Below are 14,907 nucleotides of genomic sequence, written 5' to 3' on the forward strand. Positions count from 1 at the left end.
GGGACCTCGACCGGTCAGTGGAAGAAGTGCCGGGTCCCGGTGAAGTACATGGTCACGCCGGCCTTCTTCGCCGCCTCGACGACCTGCTCGTCACGGACCGAACCGCCCGGCTGGACGACGGCCTTGATGCCGGCGGCCGTCAGGATCTCCAGGCCGTCCGGGAACGGGAAGAACGCGTCGGACGCGGCGTACGAGCCCTGTGCGCGCTCGGCGCCCGCCCGCTCGACGGCGAGCTTCGCCGAGTCGACGCGGTTGACCTGGCCCATGCCGACGCCGACCGAGGCACCGTCCTTGGCGAGCAGGATGGCGTTGGACTTGACGGCCCGGCAGGCCTTCCACGCGAAGGCGAGCTCGGCGAGTTCCGCGGCGGACAGGGCGTCGCCGGTGGCGAGGGTCCAGTTCGCCGGGTCGTCGCCCTCCGCCCGGCCCCTGCCCTTTTCGAACGTGTCGCTCTGCTGGAGCAGCACACCGCCGGAGATGGGCTTGAGGTCGCCCGGCTGGTGCGGGGTGCCGTCCACCTTGAGGACGCGGATGTTCTTCTTCTTGGCCAGGACCTCGACCGCGCCGTCCTCGTAGGACGGGGCGGCGATGACCTCGGTGAAGATCTCGGCGACCTGCTCGGCGAGCTCGACGGTCACCGGGCGGTTGACGGCGATGACGCCGCCGAAGGCCGACAGCGGGTCGCAGGCGTGCGCCTTGCGGTGGGCCGCGGCCACGTCCGCGTCCACGGCGATGCCGCACGGGTTGGCGTGCTTGATGATCGCGACGCAGGGCTCGTCGTGGTCGTAGGCGGCGCGGCGCGCGGCCTCGGTGTCCACGTAGTTGTTGAAGGACATCTCCTTGCCGTGCAGCTGCTCGGCATTGGCGAGACCACCCGGCTGACCGTCCGTGTAGAGCGCGGCGGCCTGGTGCGGGTTCTCGCCGTAGCGCAGGGTCGACTTGCGGTCCCAGGCGCCGGCCAGGAACTCGGGCAGCGCCGCGTCCCCGGCCTCCGGGGCGTACGCGTTCGTGAACCACGAGGCGACGGCTACGTCGTACGCGGCGGTGTGCTGGAAGGCCTCGGCCGCGAGCCGCTTGCGGGCGGTCAGGTCGAAGCCGCCGTTCTTCACCGCGTCGAGGACGTCGGCGTAGCGCGCGGGGCTGGTGACGACCGCTACGGACGGGTGGTTCTTGGCGGCGGCGCGGACCATCGACGGGCCGCCGATGTCGATCTGCTCCACGCACTCGTCCGGGGTGGCACCCGACTGGACGGTCGCGAGGAAGGGGTAGAGGTTGACGACGACCAGGTCGAAGGGCTCGACGCCCAGCTCGGCGAGCTGGTTGCGGTGGTCCTCCAGGCGCAGGTCGGCGAGGATCCCGGCGTGCACGCGCGGGTGCAGGGTCTTGACCCGCCCGTCCAGGCACTCGGGGAAGCCGGTGAGCTCCTCGACCTTGGTGACGGGCACCCCGGCGGCGGCGATCTTCGAGGCGGTGGAGCCGGTGGAGACGAGCGCGACGCCCGCCTCGTGCAGGCCGCGGGCCAGGTCTTCCAGTCCCGTCTTGTCGTAGACGCTGATGAGCGCACGCCGGATCGGCCGCTGGGTCGTGGTCGGGTCGTTGCTCTCTACGGCGGTCACTGGATTGTTACCTTTCGTCCCTCAATGCGGTAGCCGTGCCGGGCCAGGCGCCCCACGACATCGACGAGCAGTGCCCGTTCGACTTCCTTGATGCGCTCATGGAGAGCGGCTTCGTCGTCCTCGTCCCGGATCTCCACGACACCCTGGGCGATGACCGGACCGGTGTCCACGCCGGAGTCCACGAAGTGGACGGTGCATCCGGTGACCTTCGCGCCGTAGGCGAGCGCGTCCCGTACGCCGTGCGCGCCGGGGAAGGAGGGGAGGAGGGCGGGGTGGGTGTTGACGAACCGGCCGCCGAAGCGGTCGATGAACGCCTTGCCCACGATCTTCATGAACCCCGCGGAAACCACCAGGTCCGGCGCGTGGGCGTCGGTGGCCGCGGTCAGGGCGGCGTCCCACTCCTCGCGGCTCCCGTACTCCTTGACCGGGCACACGAACGTGGGGATCCCGGCCTTCTCCGCCCGCTCCAGACCGGCGATGTTCGCGCGGTCGGCACCCACGGCGACGACTTCGGCGCCGAAGCCCCCGGGCCCGCCGGGGTGGGCGTCGATGGCGTCGAGCAGGGCCTGGAGGTTGGTGCCGGAACCGGATACCAGCACGACCAGGCGGGAGGCGGCCATGGGAGGCCCTTTCTCGGGGGAACGCGGTGTTCGTCTTTGTGTGGTCATACGAAACTTCGGGGTACCGATATACGGGGGACCCTACGAAGCCTCCGACCGCCTGCAACGATACCGGCACACCGGGCAGCCCCCGAGGGACGGGGGCACGGCCGAGAGGTAGCGTCAGGCGTACACGCCGCAATCAGGCCTCACCTCGCCACGACGTCTCCCTCGACGTCCATGACACAGGGGAAGAAACACACCCGATGCCGGACCGCCGCCAGCCCGACTCCCCCACCGACGACAACCCCTTCGCGGCTCCCCCGGAAGGCCGGCCCGACCAGCCGTGGCAGCCGCGCAGCGGCGGCGACGGCAACGGCGACGGCGGCGACGACGGGAACGGCCCGGGCAACAGCCCGAAGGACGGCTCCGGCAAGCGCGGCCCGGCCCGCTGGGACCCGACGGACCCGATCCAGCGCCACGCCCGGTACGCCCTGCTGGCGGGCATGTGGGGCTTCTTCTTCGGGATCTTCGGGATTCCGTCGATGGGCCTCCTGCTGGGCGCGCTCGCCCTCTACTGGGGAATCAGCGCGCTGCGGGGCAAACCGGCGGCGCCCGCTTCGGCGAGGGCGTCGGTGGCGGACGTGTCCGGTACCGGACCCGGCACCGTGGCCGGGGGGTCGGCCGCAGTGGAGCCCGGCGCCGCGCGGGGCGGCCTGGCGGCGCTGGGCGCCGCGGCCCGGCCGCAGCGGACGGCGGCGGTGAGCGGCCTGGTCGCGGCCTCGCTGGCGATCCTGCTGGCGCTGAGCTCGTACGGGCTGCAGCTGGCGTACAAGGACTTCTACGTATGCCGGGACGACGCCCTGACGGCGGCGGGCGAGCTGGAGTGCAACGACCTGCTGCCGGACAACTACGTGGGCGACGTGCTCAAGGTCCGCCAGTAGGACGCCCGACACACGAAGGCGGGGGCCGGCTCTGGAGCCGGCCCCCGCCTTCGTGTGTCGGGCGTCGGGCGTCGGCGTCAGGCGTCGGCGTCGGGCTTCCGCCGGGTCATGACCCGGACGCCGGACGCGGGCGGCACCAGCGGCGGGCCGGGTGGTACCGCGGGCGGGGCGGTGGGCGCCGCCACGGGCGGCGGAGCTGCCGGAGCTGGCGGAGCTGGCGGAGCTGGCGCCGGGATCGGGATCGGCGTCAGGTCCAGGCTGAACCCCTGCGCGACCGTCACCGGGCGCGGCCGCCTCGGCGCGGCTGGGGCCTCGACCGGCGCCGCGGGCGGGGCCTCGACCGGCGCCGCGGGCGGGGCCGCGGGGGCCGCCGGGACCGGGTGCACCTGGAACTCCTCGGGCCGCGGCGGGGCCTCCGGCCGTCCCGGAGCCGGGGCCGCCACGGCGGTCGTCACGGGGGCCGACGCCCGGGCGGGGGCTCCGGGCCGGGGCTGGGCCTCGGGCTGAGCCTGGGGCTGGGGCTGGGGCTGGGGCTGGGGCTGGGGCTGGGGCGGGGGCTGGGGCTGGGGCTGGGGCGGGGGCTGGGGCTGGGGCTGGGCGGACGAGAAGTCCGGGATCAGGGTGCCCGCCGCGCGGCGCAGCGCCGCCCAGCGCACCTCCCGTACGCCGCTGTCGTGCCAGCGGTCGTCCTCCGCCGGGTCCGCGGCCCCCGCGCCCTTCGCGGGGCGGGTCCGCCAGGCGTGCACCGACACCGCCACCGGCACCGCGAGCAGCAGCGTCCAGGCGAAGGCCGCCCCGCCCGTCGCCCACCACACCGGCCCGAAGTCGGCCAGGTCCCGGGATCCCAGCGGCCCCGAAGAAGCCGCCGCGAGCCCTGTCATGGCCAGCCCGCACACGAGCGCGCCCAGGGCCGCCGTGAGGGCGGTCTCCCCGTACGAGACCTCGCGCGCCCGGCGCACCGCGAACCAGCCCACCGCCAGCCCGGCCACCACCGGCACCCCGGCCGCCGCCCAGGTCAGCGGGGTCCCCGACCCCTCGGGCGGCAGCGCCGCCAGCAGCGGGAAGCGGGGCAGCTCGGGTGAGCCGGTGAAGCCGAGCGGGGTCGCGGCCGCGCCGGTCCCCAGGGCGAAGCCGGGGCCGAGGCCGTAGGCCGCGCCCCACACCATGGCGTTCGGGATCAGGGCGAGCGCGAGGAGCAGCACCGCGAAGCGGCCCGACCACACGCCGGTCAGGGCCAGGAAGGACCCCTGGACCTCCGCACCGTGCCATGCGAGCGAGGCGCCGACGAGCAGCGCGCCGCCGCCCAGCAGGACCAGGGCCCCGCCCGCTCCGGCCCGGAGCGCCAGCGTGTAACGGGGGCGTACGAATGCCCTCCGTACGCCCCCGGGCCACCAGGACGGCAGCGGACCGAGGGGACGCCCCCGGGCCGCCCACACCCCGCCGCCCGCGGCGAGCACCGCGACGAGCGGGACGTGCCAGGCGGCACTGAGCGGGTCGGCGGGCATCGGCCCCCCGGCGGCGTACACGGTGGCGAGGGCCCCGACGGTCAGGTATCCGCAGAGCACGGCGGAGAAGACGGCGCCGGCGGGCAGCACCTCCTCGCCGTCCTCCTCCTCGGCCGCGTGCCCCAGCCGGGCGGCGCGCCGCATGAGCAGCACGGGCAGGGCGACGAGCAGCAGGGGCGTCACCCCGACGGGCGCGGGCACCTCGGACAGGGTCTCGTAGCGCACCAGCTCCGTCCCGTGGGCGAGGAGCCACAGCCCGGCGGCGAGGTGCAGGGCCCCGCCGGGGCCGCTGTCGGGGTAGGGGGAGCTGATCCACAGCACGATGACGAGCACGGCGAGGAAGCCGAGCCCGAGGCCGGCCGCCACGGCGCCGCCCACCACGCACGCTGCGGCCGCCGGAGAACGGCGCCTCCCGGCGCTCCGGGGGGCCGCGGACAACGGGGTCCCGCGTTCGGTCACTTGGGTCACCCCGCCATGGTGCCAACGACACGCGCTATGGGCGGGTAACAGGCGAATGCCCGTGGTGTCGCTCAATATACGTTTATGTACTTTATCGCCCAGGTCTGTCGGGTCACGGGGAGTGTGGCATGACACAAAGCGTCGAGACGAGCTCGGAACTGAGCCTCCCGTCCCCCAAGGAACGCCGCAGACTGCGCGAATCGGCCGCCCTGACGCACGAGGAGGTCGGGGCGGCGATGGGCGTCACCACGACCACGGTGCGCTCCTGGGAGACGGGCCGCACGGAGCCCAGGGGCCGCAAGCGCGAGGCGTACGCGAAACTCCTGGACTCCCTCTCGAACCCCCCGGAGGCGGAACCGGAGCCCGGGTCCGGGGCGGAAGCGGAGTCCGGGTCCGGGTCCGGCGCGGAACCGGGATCCGGGGCGGAAGCGGGGGCCGGGGCCGGGACCGGAGCGGAAGCCGGGACCGTGGCGGAAGCGGGGTCCGGGACCGGGGCCGGGGCGGAAGCCGGGACCGGGGCCGGAGCTGGGGAGCGGGCTGCGGACGGGGCGTCTCCCGGCGCGGCTCCGGGGGAAGGGCGCCGGAGCGCGCCCCCGACCGGGACCTCCGGCGACGACCCGGCCGCCGGCCGAAACCCGGCCCCGAACCACGCGGACACCGAACCCGGGGCGGCTCCCGGGGGCGCCGCCCCCGGGGGGACCCACCCGTCCGGGCCGTGGGCCGCCGCGGTCTCCGGCGCGCCCCCGGCACACCCCTCCGCCGAGCCCGCCGCAGGCACGGCCGCCGAGGCCGGGCCCGCCCCGGAGACCCGCCCGGAACCCGGGGAACTCCCCTCCCCGACGCCGACCGACCCGACTCCCGCGCCGCCCGGCGGCTCCGGCCTGCGGGCGGCCGGCGGCCCACGGGCCTTCGCGGGCGGCGGCCCGAACCACAATCCGAACCCGAACCAGAGACAGGCCTATGGCGCCGGGACCCGCCCGAAGCCCGCGGTCAAGCGCGCCTCGAAACCGCCGGCCGGGCAGCCGCGCCACGAGCCCAGGTCCGCCTACGCCAGGGCCCTGACCAGCGGCGCCACCGTCGCCCCCGGAACCCCCGTCGCCCTCGGAACCGCCAAAAGCCCCGGAGCGGCGGGGGCCGCCGGGGTCACCGACTCCCCCGGGGCCGCCGGGGCCGTACCCGCGGCCGAGGCGGCGGCTGAGGCGGCGGAGGCGGCGCCCCCCGGCCTCTCCGCCGCGGAAACCGCCGCCGGGACCGAAACCGACGCCCCGGCCGACGCCGAGGCCGCGGCCCGGCCCACGCCGGCGCAGGCCTTCGACGCCCTCTACGCCCACGCCGTCCAGGCCCTCGCCCGGCAGACGTACCTGCTCACCGGCCGCCGCGGCCTCGCCCAGGAGGCGGTGGACCGGGCCTTCCAGCAGGCCTGGGCCCGGTGGCCCGAGGTGGCCGTCGACCCGGACCCGGTGGGCTGGGTGCGCGCGGCCGCGTACGAGCACGCCCTCTCCCCTTGGCACCGGCTCCGCCGGGCCCACCGGGAGCCCGACAAGCCCCCCGTCGAGCCCGCCGACCGGATCCTCCTGGACGCGGTCCTCACGCTGTCGCCCACCCACCGCCGCACCGTCGTGCTCTACGACGGCGTCGGCCTCGACCTGCCGGACACCGCCGCCGAGACGGAGGCCAGCACCCCCATCGCGGGCAGCCGGCTCGTCCACGCGCACGCCGCGCTCGCGGGCCGCATCCCCGAGCTGGCGGGCGTACCGCCCGAGAAGCAGTCCGCGCTGCTGCGCGAGCGGCTCACCGCGCTGAGACCGGCCGTACACCTCGAAGCGCGCTCCGCCTCCGTCGTACGGGCCGCGGCGGAGCACCGCGCCCGGCTGTGGACCCGGGCCGCCCTCGCCCTGACCGCGGTGATCGCCGTCGCGACGGCCTACACCGCCTCGACCGCCCCCACCCGGTACGAGCCCCCGCGATCACCCGGTGCGAACGTCTCCGGCGTACCCCCGCACAGCGGCCCCCAGCGGCTGACCGACGAGAGCAGGGCGCTCCAGGACAAGCTGCGCGACAACCCGCTGGCCGGGCCCGGCCGCGTCACCCCGCGGATCGAGTAGCGGACCGGAAACGACACGGCGAGACGGCACCACCGCGGTGACGCGACACGGCGGCACCGCGACACCGAAACGGGCGTGGCCCGCACCCCGGAGGGTGCGGGCCACGCCCGTACACACGTGCCTGGAAGGCGCGGACTACTGCGCGGCGCTCAGGATCGCGCGCGCCAGCTCGGCCGTCTCGGTCGGCGTCTTGCCGACCTTGACGCCGGCGGCCTCGAGGGCCTCCTTCTTCGCCTGCGCGGTACCGGAGGAACCGGAGACGATGGCGCCCGCGTGGCCCATGGTCTTGCCCTCGGGGGCGGTGAAGCCCGCGACGTAGCCGACGACCGGCTTGGTGACGTGCTTGGCGATGTAGTCCGCCGCACGCTCCTCGGCGTCGCCGCCGATCTCGCCGATCATGACGATCAGGTCGGTGTCGGGGTCCGCCTCGAACGCCTCCAGGGCGTCGATGTGCGTCGTGCCGATGACCGGGTCGCCACCGATGCCGACGGCCGAGGAGAAGCCGATGTCACGGAGCTCGTACATCATCTGGTAGGTCAGCGTGCCGGACTTGGACACGAGACCGATGCGGCCGGGCTTGGTGATGTCACCCGGGATGATGCCGGCGTTGGACTGGCCGGGGGTGATCAGACCCGGGCAGTTCGGGCCGATGATCCGCGTCTTGTTGCCCTTGGCGGTCGCGTACGACCAGAAGGCGGCGGAGTCGTGCACCGCGATGCCCTCGGTGATGACGACGGCCAGCGGGATCTCGGCGTCGATCGCCTCGACGACGGCGGCCTTGGCGAAGGCCGGCGGGACGAAGAGGACGGACACGTTCGCGCCGGTGGCCTCGATCGCCTCCTTGACCGAGCCGAAGACCGGGACCTCGGTGCCGTCGAAGTCGACGGTCGTGCCGGCCTTGCGCGGGTTGACGCCACCGACGATGTTCGTGCCGTCAGCCAGCATCAGCTTGGTGTGCTTCATGCCCGTGGCACCGGTCATGCCCTGGACGATGACCTTGCTGTCCTTGTTGAGGAAGATAGCCATGTGAGTCTGTGACCTCTGCCCTTACTTCGCAGCCGCGAGCTCGGCGGCCTTGTCGGCCGCGCCGTCCATGGTGTCCACGCGCTGCACCAGCGGGTGGTTGGCGTCCGACAGGATCTTGCGACCCAGCTCGGCGTTGTTGCCGTCCAGACGGACGACGAGCGGCTTGGTGACCGCCTCGCCCTTCTGCTCCAGCAGGGCCAGCGCCTGGACGATGCCGTTGGCGACCTCGTCACACGCGGTGATGCCACCGAAGACGTTGACGAAGACGGACTTGACGTCCGGGTCGCCGAGGATGATCTCGAGACCGTTGGCCATGACGGCGGCGGAGGCGCCACCGCCGATGTCCAGGAAGTTGGCGGGCTTGACGCCACCATGGTTCTCACCGGCGTACGCGACCACGTCGAGGGTGCTCATGACGAGACCCGCGCCGTTGCCGATGATGCCGACCTCGCCGTCGAGCTTCACGTAGTTGAGGTTCTTCGCCTTGGCGGCGGCCTCGAGCGGGTTCGCGGCCGCGTGGTCCACGAACTCCTCGTGGCCCGGCTGGCGGAACTCGGCGTTCTCGTCGAGCGAGACCTTGCCGTCGAGCGCGATGACGTCGCCGTTGGCGACCTTCGCGAGCGGGTTGACCTCGACGAGCAGCGCGTCCTCGGCGATGAAGGTGTCCCACAGGGTCACCAGGACCTCGGCGACCTTCTCCGCGACCTCGGCCGGGAACTTCGCCTGGGCGACGATCTCGCGGGCCTTCTCGATGGTCACGCCCTCGTTGGCGTTGACCGGGACCTTCGCGAGGGCCTCGGGGGTCTTCTCCGCGACCTCCTCGATGTCCATGCCACCCTGCACCGAGGCCATGGCCAGGAAGGTGCGGTTGGTGCGGTCGAGGAGGTACGAGACGTAGTACTCCTCGAGGATCTCGGGAGCGGTCTCGGCGATCATCACCTTGTGGACCGTGTGGCCCTTGATGTCCATGCCGAGGATGTCCGTCGCCCGGGCGACGGCCTCGTCCGGGGTGGCGGCCAGCTTCACGCCGCCGGCCTTGCCGCGGCCGCCGACCTTCACCTGCGCCTTGACGACCGACTTGCCGCCCAGCCGCTCGGTGGCCTCGCGAGCCGCCTCAGGCGTGTCGATGACTTCACCGGCCAGCACCGGTACACCGTGCTTGGCGAAGAGGTCCCTCGCCTGGTACTCGAACAGGTCCACGCGCGTCCGTCCCTTGTCTTCAAAGATTCGCAGTGATTCGCGGTTTTCTGCTATCTGCGTGGGCGTGCCGCGGAGGGCAACGTGACGGCGCTGTCACAAGGAAGGCGCACACGGTGACCGTGGACGCGGCATGTCCGTCCCGCAGGTTATCCCCGTGGGACCTGGGTCCCTAAATCGCAGATCACACCTGAGCGGTGATACCTGTCACAGATCGCCTCACGGTTGAGCTGGAACTTCGTGCGATCTGCCGGTTCCCGGCCGCCCGGGAAGGTGGGCGGCCGGGAGGCGCGGAAGGCCGGAGACGGGCGGCCGGTCAGGACGCCGGTACGGGCAGGGGCCGCTTCTCCAGCGCCGCCGCCATCACCTCCGGGAACAGGTCGGGAGTGCAGGCGAAGGCCGGTGCGCCCAGCGCGGCGAGGGCGGCCGCGTGCTCGCGGTCGTACGCGGGGGCGCCCTCGTCCGACAGCGCGAGCAGGGTCACGAACTCGACTCCCGCCCCCTTCATCGCGGCGACCCGCTTCAGCATCTCGTCGCGTATGCCGCCCTCGTAGAGGTCGCTGATCAGGACCACCACCGTGTCCGCCGGACGGGTGATCTTCGACTGGCAGTGGGCGAGGGCGCGGTTGATGTCGGTGCCGCCGCCGAGCTGGGTGCCGAAGAGGACGTCCACCGGGTCGTCGAGCAGGTCCGTCAGGTCGACGACGGCGGTGTCGAAGACGACGAGGCGCGTGGCGAGGGAGCGCATGGAGGCGAGGACCGCGCCGAAGACGGAGGCGTAGACGACGGAGGCCGCCATCGAACCCGACTGGTCGATGCAGAGGATCACCTCCTTCTTCACCGACCGCGCCGCCCGGCCGTAGCCGATCAGCCGCTCGGGCACGACGGTGCGGTGTTCGGGCAGGTAGTCCTTGAGGTTGGCGCGGATCGTGCGGTTCCAGTCGATGTCGTGGTGGCGCGGCCGGCTGATCCGGGCGGACCGGTCCAGGGCCCCGGTGAGCGTGGCCCGGGTGCGGGTCGCGAGCCGCTTCTCCAGCTGTTCGACGACCTTGCGGACCACGGCCCTGGCCGTCTCCCGCGTCGTCTCGGGCATCGCCTTGTTCAGGGAGAGGAGGGTGCCGACCAGGTGGACGTCCGGCTCGACCGCCTCCAGCATCTCCGGTTCCAGGAGCAGGGCGGACAGGCCGAGCCGCTCGATCGCGTCGCGCTGCATGACCTGGACCACCGAGGTCGGGAAGTACGTCCGGATGTCCCCGAGCCAGCGGGCCACCTGCGGGGCGGACCCGCCGAGCCCGGCCGACCGCTCCCCCGGGGCCTTGCGGGAGCCGCTGCCGCCCCCGTCGTACAGGGCGCCGAGTGCGGCGTCCATCGCCGCGTCCCGCCCGGTGAGTGCGCACCCGGTGCCGTCCGCCTCACCCCCGCCGAGCACCATCCGCCACCGCCGCAGCCGCTCGGCCGCGCTCCGTTCCCCCGGTCCCCCGGCCCCGTACGCCCCGTCCTCGCCACCGGGTGCGGCGCCAGATCCACCGCCCGACCCGGCCAGCCCGGCCGCGGGTCCGGCCGAAGGCCCTGCCGCGGGTCCGGCCGAAGGCCCTGCCGAAGGTCCGCCGCCGGGTCCGGCCGTGGCGGCCGGCCTGCCTGCCGCCGCGCCCTGCACGGGCTCCGCCGCCGTGTCCCGCGCCACCGTGCGTCCGTCCGTACCGCTCATCCGCCCGTCCCCTTGCACTCGTCGCTCGCCGCTCGCCGCTCGTCCTGTCCGCCGGACCGTCCGGCGGTCCCTTGCCGCACCCGTAGCGGCCGTCCCCGGCCCGGGCCCGGCCGATCCAGCCCCGTGGCGGCGCCGGCCCGGTCCCCGTGCGCGGCCCACCCGCACGCCCTGCCCCGGTCCCGTCCGAGCGGGCGTCCCGGCCCCCGCCCCGGCGTCGTCACGCTCCCGCCCCGCCCCGGAGGGGGCCGTCATCCCGGCGCGGCGGGCTCCGTTCCGGTCGCGGCGCCCAGCAGCAGCCGGACCAGGTCCATCACCGCGTCGGCGCGGGCCCGGTCCAGTTCCGGGGCGAAGCCCTCGGGGGCGGCGCCTGCGCCGGTCGCCGCGGGCGGGGCGCCCGGGCCGCGGCGGACCAGTTCGCCGAGGATGCGCTTCACCCCCGGCTCGTACGCCCCGAACGTGCGCCGCAGCAGCGGCAGTACGTCCGTGAAGGCCCGCTCCGGCACCCCCGTCAGCCACGCGTCGATCAGCCCGAGCAGCCGGTCGTCGTGGACCAGCAGCGTGCCGCCGCCGCTGCCGCCGCCCGCGAAGCCCTCGATCCATCCGGCCGCGTCCGCCGGGGAGGCCGCCGGGGACAGCGCCAGGCCCATCAGCCGGGCGGTCTCGTCGCCCGGCAGCCGGCCGTCGTCGAGGAGCAGCCGGGCCGCCCGGCCCCGTATGAGGCCCGGGACGGTGTCCCGGGCGGCCAGCGTCCGCAGCACCGCGGACCAGCGGTCCCGCAGGCCCTCGTCCGCGTCGGCCAGCAGGCCGACCGCCCCGTGCACCCCGTCCACGTGCCCCCGCAGTTCCGCCGCCGCGTCGGCGTCCAGCCCGGCCGCGCAGGCGGGCGGCAGCGCGACGCAGATCCGCTCGGCGATCCCGGCCGCGACCGTGCCGAGCGCCGCCGCGTCGGTACCGCGGACGTCGCCGTACCGCAGGGAACGGGCCAGGGCCGGCAGGGCTTCGGCGAGCCGTGCCACGTCGGTGTCCAGCGCGGCCCGGTCCGCGAGGGCCCGCAGCACTGCGGGCAGCGCGTCGGAGAGGCCCGCCAGCAGGCACCGCTCGGCCAGGGCCGTCACCTCGCCCAACTCCCGCGCGCCCGCCGCGTCCGCCTCGGCCCGGGCGGTGGCGGCCGCGAGGACGGTGGTGCCCCAGATCCCGGCCTCCGCGACCCGTACCGACAGCTCCGGTTCCCAGCGCAGCCGCCAGGTCTCCCGGAACGTCCCGGTGCTGCCCCGCGACGCCGCGGGCGTGCCCCAGTCGACGCCGAGCAGCCTCAGCCGGTGCAGCAGCACGGACTTGGCCGCGTCGGTGTCCTTGCGCAGGTCGAGCTCCAGCTCCCGGTCCTGGGCCTCGGCCTTGAGGCGCAGCGAGCGCTGCTGCCGGGTCAGGTCCCGCATCAGCGGGACGGCGGGCGCCGCGTCCGGGACCTCACCGAGCACGTCGCCGACGACGAGTCGGTCCTCGATCAGCGCGAGCGGTATGTCGGAGCCGTCGCACATCACCGCCCGGACCGCTTCCAGGGTCTCGGTCAGCCCGGCCAGCGGCCGCCCCCGCATCGCGGCCAGGGTGTCGGCCAGCCGGACGGCCTCGATGACGTGCGCCGGGGAGACCTGCCGGTCCTCCTCCCGCAACAGTCCGGCGACCTTGGTCAGCCAGCGCTCCACGGGCCGGTCGCGGGCCGCGAAGAGGTGGGCGTACCAGCCGGGCGAGGCGATCCCGGCGCCGTACCCGCCGGCCCGGGCGAGCCGGCGGTGGGTCCAGGGCACCCAGGTGGTCTCCACCTTGACCTTGGGCAGGCCGGTGAGCAGCGCCCTGTCCGCGGCGACCGTGGTCCTCGCCCGCAGGGCCGGGACGTGCCAGGCCCCGCAGACCACGGCGTAGGCGTCGCCGAACTCCCGGCGGGCGGCCCGCATCCGCTGCCGCATGTGCGCCTCGCGGATCAGGTCCCGGGGGTGGCCGCCGTCGCCGTAGGCCTCGCGCAGGGCTCCCATGGCCTCGCCGAGGGCCTCGAAGGCGCCGAGCGGGTCGTACCGCTCCGCCGGGGTCCCGCGGTGTTCGACGACGTCCTCCCACCAGCGCTCGGGATCGTCGTACCCGGCGGTCTCGGCCAGGACCGCGAGGGGGTCCAGCCGTACGGAGTCCCGCGCGCCGGGCTCCTGTTCCCCCGCGGCCTGTTCCCCCGCGGCCGGCGCCCCGGCGGCCAGCGAGTGCGCGGCCGGGAGGTCGATGAACCGCACCGGTACGCCCGCCTCCTGGGCCCAGCGGACGGCGACCCACTCCGGGGAGAAGTCGGCCAGCGGCCAGAACGCGGCCCGTCCCGGGTCGTCGGCGGCGTGGGCGAGCAGGGCGACGGGCGGCCGCATCCCGGGGTCGGCGGCGAGCGCCAGCAGGGCGTCCCCCTCGGGCGGTCCCTCGACCAGAACCGCCCGCGGCCCGGCGGCGTCGAGGGCGGCCCGTACGGCGCGGGCCGATCCGGGCCCGTGGTGCCGTACGCCGAGCAGCAGCGGCCCCGGGGCGGCCGGCGTCACGCGGTCACCTCCCGGCAGGCGCGGTAGAAGTCCTTCCAGCCGTCGCGCTCGCGCACCACGGCCTCCAGGTACTCCTGCCAGACGACCTTGTCTGCGGCCGGGTCGCGGACGACGGCGCCCAGGATTCCGGCGGCCACGTCGGAGGGGCGCAGGACGCCGTCGCCGAAGTGGGCGGCGAGGGCGAGCCCGCCCGTGACGACGGAGATGGCCTCGGCGGTGGACAGGGTGCCGCTGGGCGACTTGACCTTCGTCCGGCCGTCCTCGGTGACGCCGTCGCGCAGCTCCCGGAAGACGGTGACGACGCGGCGGATCTCCTCCAGGCCCTCGGGCGCGGCGGGCAGGTCGAGGGCGCGGCCCATCTGGCCGACGCGGCGGGCGACGATGTCGACCTCGGCGTCGGCGGTGGCCGGCAGGGGCAGGACGACGGTGTTGAACCGGCGGCGCAGGGCGCTGGAGAGCTCGTTGACCCCGCGGTCGCGGTCGTTGGCGGTGGCGATGAGGTTGAAGCCGCGGACGGCCTGCACCTCGTCGCCCAGCTCGGGTATCGGCAGGGTCTTCTCGGACAGGACGGTGATGAGGGAGTCCTGGACGTCGGCGGGGATGCGGGTGAGCTCCTCGACGCGGGCGGTCATGCCCTCGGCCATGGCCCGCATGACGGGGCTGGGGACGAGGGCCTCGCGGCTGGGACCGTGGGCGAGGAGGCGGGCGTAGTTCCAGCCGTAGCGGATGGCTTCCTCGGGGGTGCCTGCGGTGCCCTGGACGAGGAGGGTGGAGTCTCCGCTGACGGCGGCCGCCAGGTGTTCCGACACCCAGGTCTTGGCGGTGCCGGGGACCCCGAGGAGGAGCAGGGCGCGGTCGGTCGCCAGGGTCGTGACGGCCACTTCGACGATGCGGCGCGGTCCGACGTACTTCGGCGTGATGACCGTGCCGTCGGGAAGTTCGCCGCCGAGCAGGTAGGTGGCCACGGCCCACGGAGAGAGTTTCCAGCGGGCCGGGCGGGGCCGGTCGTCGGCCGCTTCCAGGGCTTTCAGTTCGTGCGCGAAGGCGTCTTCTGCGTGCGGTCGAAGCGCCTCGGCGGTCGTGTTCGTCTCGGGCATGGTCATGCTCCCCCTCCAATGCTCGACAGCCGTTCCCGACTGCTGTGTCCACGGTGCACCACGGCACTGACAACGGGCCCTGTT

At 74.8% G+C, this 14,907-nt stretch carries 10 protein-coding genes; 2 read left to right on the top strand and 8 right to left on the bottom strand.

All coding sequences use genetic code 11. From position 1 onward, the window contains the following. Nucleotides 1–14: 14 nt before the first annotated feature. Both purH and purN read right to left on the bottom strand, forming a co-directional pair. A complete protein-coding gene (gene purH / locus ACFWTC_RS00680) occupies nt 15–1,616 on the bottom strand; it encodes a bifunctional phosphoribosylaminoimidazolecarboxamide formyltransferase/IMP cyclohydrolase (protein ID WP_383933444.1) in 1,602 nt (533 codons plus the stop codon). After that, nucleotides 1,613–2,236 (bottom strand): phosphoribosylglycinamide formyltransferase, encoded by a 624-nt coding sequence (purN, locus tag ACFWTC_RS00685; RefSeq protein ID WP_383933446.1) that lies wholly within the window; start codon nt 2,234–2,236, stop codon nt 1,613–1,615. Before purN ends, purH begins: the two co-directional genes overlap by 4 nt. Before the next feature lie 245 nt (nt 2,237–2,481). Between purN and ACFWTC_RS00690 the strand changes: the two genes are divergently transcribed. Continuing rightward, nucleotides 2,482–3,159 carry a hypothetical protein gene (locus tag ACFWTC_RS00690; RefSeq protein WP_384025959.1) on the top strand — a complete coding sequence of 226 codons (678 nt, stop codon included), beginning with the start codon at nt 2,482–2,484 and terminating at the stop codon, nt 3,157–3,159. 77 nt (nt 3,160–3,236) lie between these two features. Here the strand turns inward: ACFWTC_RS00690 and ACFWTC_RS00695 are convergent, their stop codons facing one another. Further along, the gene (locus ACFWTC_RS00695) at nt 3,237–5,132 is read right to left on the bottom strand and encodes a DUF6350 family protein (RefSeq protein ID WP_384025956.1); all 1,896 of its coding nucleotides are present in this window, start codon (nt 5,130–5,132) and stop codon (nt 3,237–3,239) included. Between the two features lie 119 nt (nt 5,133–5,251). Here ACFWTC_RS00695 and ACFWTC_RS00700 point away from each other — a divergent pair, with 119 nt between their 5' ends. Beyond that, nucleotides 5,252–7,228 carry a helix-turn-helix domain-containing protein gene (locus ACFWTC_RS00700; RefSeq protein ID WP_384025953.1) on the top strand — a complete coding sequence of 659 codons (1,977 nt, stop codon included), beginning with the start codon at nt 5,252–5,254 and terminating at the stop codon, nt 7,226–7,228. 135 nt (nt 7,229–7,363) lie between these two features. On the opposite strand, the gene sucD is transcribed toward ACFWTC_RS00700, so the two are convergent. From sucD to ACFWTC_RS00725, 5 genes are all read right to left on the bottom strand, one after another. Then, nucleotides 7,364–8,254, bottom strand: coding sequence for a succinate--CoA ligase subunit alpha (gene sucD / locus ACFWTC_RS00705; protein WP_383932951.1), 891 nt, complete (start codon nt 8,252–8,254; stop codon nt 7,364–7,366). A gap of 21 nt (nt 8,255–8,275) precedes the next feature. After that, nucleotides 8,276–9,454 carry an ADP-forming succinate--CoA ligase subunit beta gene (sucC, locus tag ACFWTC_RS00710; RefSeq protein WP_383932953.1) on the bottom strand — a complete coding sequence of 393 codons (1,179 nt, stop codon included), beginning with the start codon at nt 9,452–9,454 and terminating at the stop codon, nt 8,276–8,278. A 313-nt stretch (nt 9,455–9,767) separates the two neighbouring features. Then, entirely contained in the window at nt 9,768–10,883 is a 1,116-nt protein-coding gene (locus ACFWTC_RS00715; RefSeq protein WP_384026068.1) for a VWA domain-containing protein, read from the bottom strand. Between the two features lie 524 nt (nt 10,884–11,407). Continuing rightward, nucleotides 11,408–13,744 carry a DUF5682 family protein gene (locus tag ACFWTC_RS00720; RefSeq protein WP_384026065.1) on the bottom strand — a complete coding sequence of 779 codons (2,337 nt, stop codon included), beginning with the start codon at nt 13,742–13,744 and terminating at the stop codon, nt 11,408–11,410. Beyond that, entirely contained in the window at nt 13,723–14,829 is a 1,107-nt protein-coding gene (locus ACFWTC_RS00725; RefSeq protein WP_384025950.1) for an AAA family ATPase, read from the bottom strand. Before ACFWTC_RS00725 ends, ACFWTC_RS00720 begins: the two co-directional genes overlap by 22 nt. Nucleotides 14,830–14,907 lie beyond the last annotated feature (78 nt).

Source organism: Streptomyces sp. NPDC058619 (assembly GCF_042717785.1).
GTDB lineage: Bacteria > Actinomycetota > Actinomycetes > Streptomycetales > Streptomycetaceae > Streptomyces.